Origin of the sequence: Hydrogenophaga sp., assembly GCF_022844385.1 — a bacterium.
GTDB lineage: Bacteria > Pseudomonadota > Gammaproteobacteria > Burkholderiales > Burkholderiaceae_C > Hydrogenophaga.
Genome location: NZ_JALHLX010000190.1, coordinates 1 through 4,924, shown reverse-complemented (window position 1 = coordinate 4,924; position 4,924 = coordinate 1). Strand labels below are relative to the sequence as shown.

Annotated in this window: 7 protein-coding genes and 1 pseudogene; all 8 read right to left on the bottom strand. The window is 67.9% G+C overall.

What is annotated here, in order from left to right; all coding sequences use genetic code 11:
* Positions 1–354: pseudogene (locus tag Q0C59_RS18675) on the bottom strand (ATP-dependent DNA ligase); the annotation flags it as partial.
* Positions 351–1,406 (bottom strand): ligase-associated DNA damage response exonuclease, encoded by a 1,056-nt coding sequence (locus tag Q0C59_RS18670; protein ID WP_291218390.1) that lies wholly within the window; start codon positions 1,404–1,406, stop codon positions 351–353. The gene Q0C59_RS18670 and the pseudogene Q0C59_RS18675, both read right to left, overlap by 4 nt.
* Before the next feature lie 7 nt (positions 1,407–1,413).
* Positions 1,414–2,730, bottom strand: a complete 1,317-nt coding sequence (gene clsB, locus Q0C59_RS18665) for a cardiolipin synthase ClsB (protein ID WP_291218389.1) — start codon at positions 2,728–2,730, stop codon at positions 1,414–1,416.
* Positions 2,727–3,455, bottom strand: a complete 729-nt coding sequence (locus Q0C59_RS18660) for an endonuclease/exonuclease/phosphatase family protein (RefSeq protein WP_291218388.1) — start codon at positions 3,453–3,455, stop codon at positions 2,727–2,729. The genes clsB and Q0C59_RS18660 overlap by 4 nt, the downstream gene beginning before the upstream one ends.
* Before the next feature lie 42 nt (positions 3,456–3,497).
* Positions 3,498–3,956: a dihydroneopterin triphosphate diphosphatase gene (nudB, locus tag Q0C59_RS18655; RefSeq protein WP_291218387.1), complete on the bottom strand. Its 459-nt coding sequence runs from the start codon at positions 3,954–3,956 to the stop codon at positions 3,498–3,500.
* A gap of 4 nt (positions 3,957–3,960) precedes the next feature.
* Positions 3,961–4,275: a YqjK family protein gene (locus Q0C59_RS18650; protein ID WP_291218384.1), complete on the bottom strand. Its 315-nt coding sequence runs from the start codon at positions 4,273–4,275 to the stop codon at positions 3,961–3,963.
* Positions 4,272–4,646 carry a phage holin family protein gene (locus tag Q0C59_RS18645; RefSeq protein WP_291218382.1) on the bottom strand — a complete coding sequence of 125 codons (375 nt, stop codon included), beginning with the start codon at positions 4,644–4,646 and terminating at the stop codon, positions 4,272–4,274. The genes Q0C59_RS18650 and Q0C59_RS18645 overlap by 4 nt, the downstream gene beginning before the upstream one ends.
* An 11-nt stretch (positions 4,647–4,657) precedes the next feature.
* Positions 4,658–4,924, bottom strand: a 267-nt coding sequence (locus Q0C59_RS18640; protein WP_291218381.1) for a YqjD family protein, incomplete at its 5' end; no start/stop codon positions are given.

The following is a 4,924-nucleotide window of genomic DNA, read 5'->3' as shown; positions in this document are numbered from 1 at the left end:
GCCCTGCCCGCGCAGGGGCAGCAGGCGTTGCTCCATCCAGTCACTCAAGCTGGCCGACAGGCCGTCTGCGCTCTCAGGTGCAGGCAACACGAGCGCAATGGTTTCGGCCAGGTCGCCCACGGTCTGGTAGCTCGCGTCAAACAACCACGCGGGCAGACCTGAAGCTTCTTCTGCGAGCGCGCGCAGCTGCGCGGTCTTGATCAGCTGACGCGGTTTTCCGCCCGAGAGAAAGTACACGGCCCACGCAGCGTCGGCATCGTCCACGGCGCCCAGGTAGCGCTGCAGCGCCGTGACCTTGGCGCTCGTCGAGGTGGTCGCATCAAGCTCGGCGAACAGGTCGGCGAATCGCTTCATGGCGCAGGAGAATCCATGGTTGCCGGCGCGGTCTCGGCGCGGGTTTCGTGCTCGTCGCCATACTCGGTGTCGAAGCCCTCGGCCTGCAGTCCTTGTTCTTGCAGGTAGCGCACCAGCACCGGAATGCTGCCGTGCGTGACGATCACGCGCTCGGCGCCGCTGGCACCGATGGCCCCCAGCAGCCCGGGCCAGTCGGCATGGTCGCTGAGCACGAAGCCGCGGTCGTGCCCACCGCGGCGGCGCTGGCCGCGCACCTGCATCCAGCCGCTGGCGAACGCGTCGGAAAAATCACCAAAACGTTTGATCCACGGTGTGCCCAGCGCACTGCCCGGACAGAGCACCAGCGCGCGTTGCAGGCTGGCCTTGTCGGTCACGTCGCTCACCATCAGCGTGTCGGGCAGTTCCACGCCCACCGCGCGGTAGGCGCGGTTGAGCGGCTCCACCGCGCCGTGGCAGACGATGGGGCCGATGGACGCATCGACCCCGCCGAGGATGCGCTGCGCCTTGCCCAGGCTGTAGCACACCAGCACGCTGGCTCGCCCGGCCGCGGCGTTGTCGGCCCACCACTGGTTGATCTGGCCGAACAGCTCGGCGTCGGGCCGCCAGCGGTAGATGGGCAGGCCGAAGGTGGACTCGGTGATGAAGACATCGCTGCGCACGGACTCAAACGGCGTGCAGGTGCGGTCGGGCGTGGCGCCGGCCGGCGTGGTGCGGTAGTCGCCGCTGGCCACCCACACACGGCCGCCATGCTCCACGCGCACCTGCGCCGAGCCGAGCACGTGGCCGGCAGGATGCAACGAAATGCGCACGCCGTTGTGTTCCACCGCTTCGCCGTACGCCACGCCCTGCAGGGTGATGCCCTGCCCCAGACGCGAGCGCAGCAGGCCTTCGGACACCGCCGTGGCGAGGTAGTGCGCATGGCCGGGGCGGGCGTGGTCGGCGTGTGCGTGGGTGATCACCGCGCGCTCGACCTTGCGCCAGGGGTCGATGTAGAAGTCGCCCGGCGGGCAATACAGGCCTTGTGGGCGCTGGACGATCAGGTCGTCTTGCATGGCCAGTTCAATAGCGATGACCGGTGACGAACAGGGTGGCTCGCATGATGCCGAATGCAATGCGGTCGAGCACACGCTGCGTCCAGTGCCGGCTGCTCAGGGCCTGCACATCGACCATGTCGCCGGCGTTCTGCACCAGACCATCGAGATGGCTGCGCAGCAACTCGGCAAAGCGCCGGTCGGTGGTCATCACGTTGGCCTCGCGCGCCAGCAGCAAAGAGAGCGGGTCGAGGTTGGTGGAGCCGACCGTGGCCCAGCGTTCGTCCACCACCGCCACCTTGGCGTGAAACGCACTGGGTGCGTATTCGTGGATCTCGATGCCGGCGTTCACCAGGTGCTGATACACCGGGCGCGCGGCCCGGTACTGAAAGAAGTTCTCGTACTTGCCTTGCGACAGCAGGCGCACCCGCACACCCCGCGCAGCGGCCAGCATGAGTGCGCGGCGCAGCTTGCGTCCGGGGATGAAGTACGCGTTGGCGATGATGATCTCGCGCCGCGCTGCGCCGATGGCCTTGAGGTAGGCGCGCTCGATGTCGTGGCGATGGCTCACGTTGTCGCGCAGCAGCAGCGTGGCGCGCGCGCTGTCCACGCCCAGCGGCGCGGCGCTGCTGTCGCCGAACGTGCTGTCGCTGACGGCACCTTGCACGCTGGCGCGGGTGGTGTCCAGCTTCTGCAGCAGGCGCGAGAAGTCGCCCACCGGGCGCGACTCGCGCAAAGCTTCCCACGCCGCCTTGAACTCCCGCCTGCGCGCCTTGCGAGCGGCCTGCAGGCGCCACCAGAGCTGCTCCATCGTGTCGCTCATGTCGTGCACCAGCGGTCCGGCCACCCGCAGGGAGAAGTCCAGCCGTGGTGCGTCCAGCCTGCCCAGCGCCACATCATCCTGGTCGTCGATGATGTTGATGCCGCCACAAAAGCCCACTGTGCCGTCGACCACGCAGAGCTTGCGGTGCAGGCGCCGCCAGCGGCTGGGCAACAGCAGCCCGAAGCCGCCCAGGGGGGCGTAGATGTGCCAGTGCACGCCGGCGGCATCAAACCGGTCTCGCCAATCCAGCGGGATGGCCGGCGTGCCCACGCCGTCGATCACCAGCCGCACCACCACGCCGCGCTGCGCCGCGCGCTCCAGCGCTTCGGCCACGCTGAGCGCAGAGCCGGCGAATTCGAAGATGTAGGTTTCCAGGTGCACCACGCGGCGCGCTGCGTCCATGGCCTCCACCAGGGCTGGAAAAAACTCGGCACCGCCCTGCAGCAGCAGCAACTGATGGCCACCTCGCAGAGCGCCGTGCACGGCACGCGAGCGGCGCAACGAGGTGCCTTGGCCCTTCACAGCTCCAGCTCGGCGATCAGCGGCAGGTGGTCGGACATGCGCGCCCAAGCGCGACCGTGCGGCACCTGCGCCGACACGGGCCGCAGACCGCGCACGAAAATGCGGTCCAGGTGCAGCAGTGGCAGGCGCGAGGGATAGGTCGGCAAGCGGATGCCTTCGAAGGTGCGCAGGTCCAGATCGGCCATGGGCTTGAGCAACTGCGCACCCCAGTCGTTGAAGTCACCCGCCACGATCAGCGGAGCAGCCTCGGGCACGCCGGTGGCGATGTACTCGCCCAGGCGCTGCACCTGGCGCGAGCGGCTGGCGTGAATCAGGCCCAGGTGCACCACGACCACGTGCACCTCGATGCCATCGATCAACAGCTGCACATGCAGCAGTCCGCGCTGCTCGAAGCGGTGGTCGGACACGTCGGAGTGCTGGCTGCCGATCACCGGCCACCGCGACAGCAAGGCGTTGCCGTGCTCGCCGTGGCGCGTGGTGGCGTTGGTGCGGTAAACCGCCTCGTAGCCGTCGGGTGTGAGGTAGTTGGCCTGGTCCAGGTCGGGCCAGCGGGTGAAGTGTTTCTCCAGCTTGCGGTTGTGTTGCCGCACTTCCTGCAAACAGACGATGTCGGCATCGAACTGCTCGACCGCATGAGCGAGGTTGTGGATCTCCAGGCGCCTCCCGGGACCCAGGCCTTGAACGCCTTTGTGGATGTTGTATGTGGCGATGCGAAGAATGCTCATGAGGCAAATCATGCCACCAACCCTGCGCGCGCCACGTGTCAATCAACTCAAACTTGCGGCCAATCTGGGTAACCAGGAAATGGCCTCGGCATTCGAAGGCGAGAAGCACCGCTCGGCCGCTTGGGCCCAAGGCAGCCACACCTGGTCTCGGTGCTCGCGCGGGCTGAGCAGCACCGGCACAGCGCGCGGAATGCACAGGCCGAACAGGTGCTCGGTGTTGTGCGTCACGCCGTCGGCATAGCGGTGGCGCCACTGCGGGTAGATCTCGTACACGTTTTCCAGCGCCCAGTCGGTGAGCACATGGCCGGGCACTCGCACGTCCAGCCCGGTTTCTTCGGCCACTTCGCGCGCGGCGGTGAGTTCGAAGGGCTCGTCCAGCGAGTCCTTCGAACCGGTCACCGATTGCCAGAAACCCGGGGCGTCGGCGCGTTCGATCAGCAGCACCTCCAGCGCCGGTGTGTGGATCACGACCAGCACCGATTGAGGAATCTTGGGCGGCATGAGGTCAGAAAAGGCGGGACGCGGTGCTGCCCACCGAACGGGCACGCTGCAACAGCTTCCAGCCCGACCACAGCCGCAGCGCCAGCCCCAGCGAGCGGCGTGGCCGCCAGACCGCCACGGCGAGCACACCGCCTGCGACCGCCAGCGGGTTGGCGCGCAGCCAGATCCAGGCGTCCTGCAACCGGTCGGCCCAGACCAAGGCTGGCTGCATGACCTGCATCTGCTCCGCCACCTGGCCACGCAACCGGCCGGACCGCAGCACCAGCATCTGGCGCCGGCGGGCCAGTTGCCCGGCGCGGTCGGCTTTTTCCTTGCTCATGAACGCAATTCCTCGCGGTCCTGCTTGAGCTCTTCGACGGTGGCCGAAAACAGCCGGGTGCCGCTGCGCAAGCGTTCGCGCGCCAACCAGGCGGCCACACCACCGAGAACGATGAACACACCAGCGAACACCGCGAGCGGCAACAGGCGGTGCGTGTCCCACAAGGCGACGGTGATCAACATGGCCAGAAAACCCAGTCCCAGGCTGAGAAAAGCCACGGCCACGGCGCCATAGACCAGCAGGCCGCCCACGCGCAGCACCTCTTCCTGCGCCTCCACGCTGAGCAACTCCAGCCGCAGCTGGAGCAACTCGAGCACGGTGGCGGTCAGCCCCTTGAGCGAGGCCGACAGGCGGGTCGGTGGCGCAGACATGCCGCGCCCGTTCAACGACGGCTGATCAGCAGGCCGATCACCAGACCGATGCCGGCGGCGGTGCCCACGGCGCGCCAGGGGTGCTCGTGCACATAGTCGTCGGTGGCGCGCGCCATCTCGCGGGTTTTTTCCTTGATGGCGTCTTCCGCGTCCAGCAGCTTGTGGCGGGCCAGGCGCAGGTTTTCGTTGATGCGCTCGCGCAGCTCCACCACCTTGCCTTCGGTCTGGTGGGCGGTGGCCACCATCAGCTCTTCGGCGTCGGCGATGACGCGCTGCAG

What these genes read in the sequence shown, in the direction of transcription:
- Q0C59_RS18670 (WP_291218390.1), bottom strand. Translation starts at nt 1,406, where the DNA reads ATGCAAGACGACCTGATCGTCCAGCGCCCACAAGGCCTGTATTGCCCG.
- Q0C59_RS18660 (WP_291218388.1), bottom strand. Translation starts at nt 3,455, where the DNA reads ATGAGCATTCTTCGCATCGCCACATACAACATCCACAAAGGCGTTCAA.
- nudB (WP_291218387.1), bottom strand. Translation starts at nt 3,956, where the DNA reads ATGCCGCCCAAGATTCCTCAATCGGTGCTGGTCGTGATCCACACACCG.
- Q0C59_RS18650 (WP_291218384.1), bottom strand. Translation starts at nt 4,275, where the DNA reads ATGAGCAAGGAAAAAGCCGACCGCGCCGGGCAACTGGCCCGCCGGCGC.
- Q0C59_RS18645 (WP_291218382.1), bottom strand. Translation starts at nt 4,646, where the DNA reads ATGTCTGCGCCACCGACCCGCCTGTCGGCCTCGCTCAAGGGGCTGACC.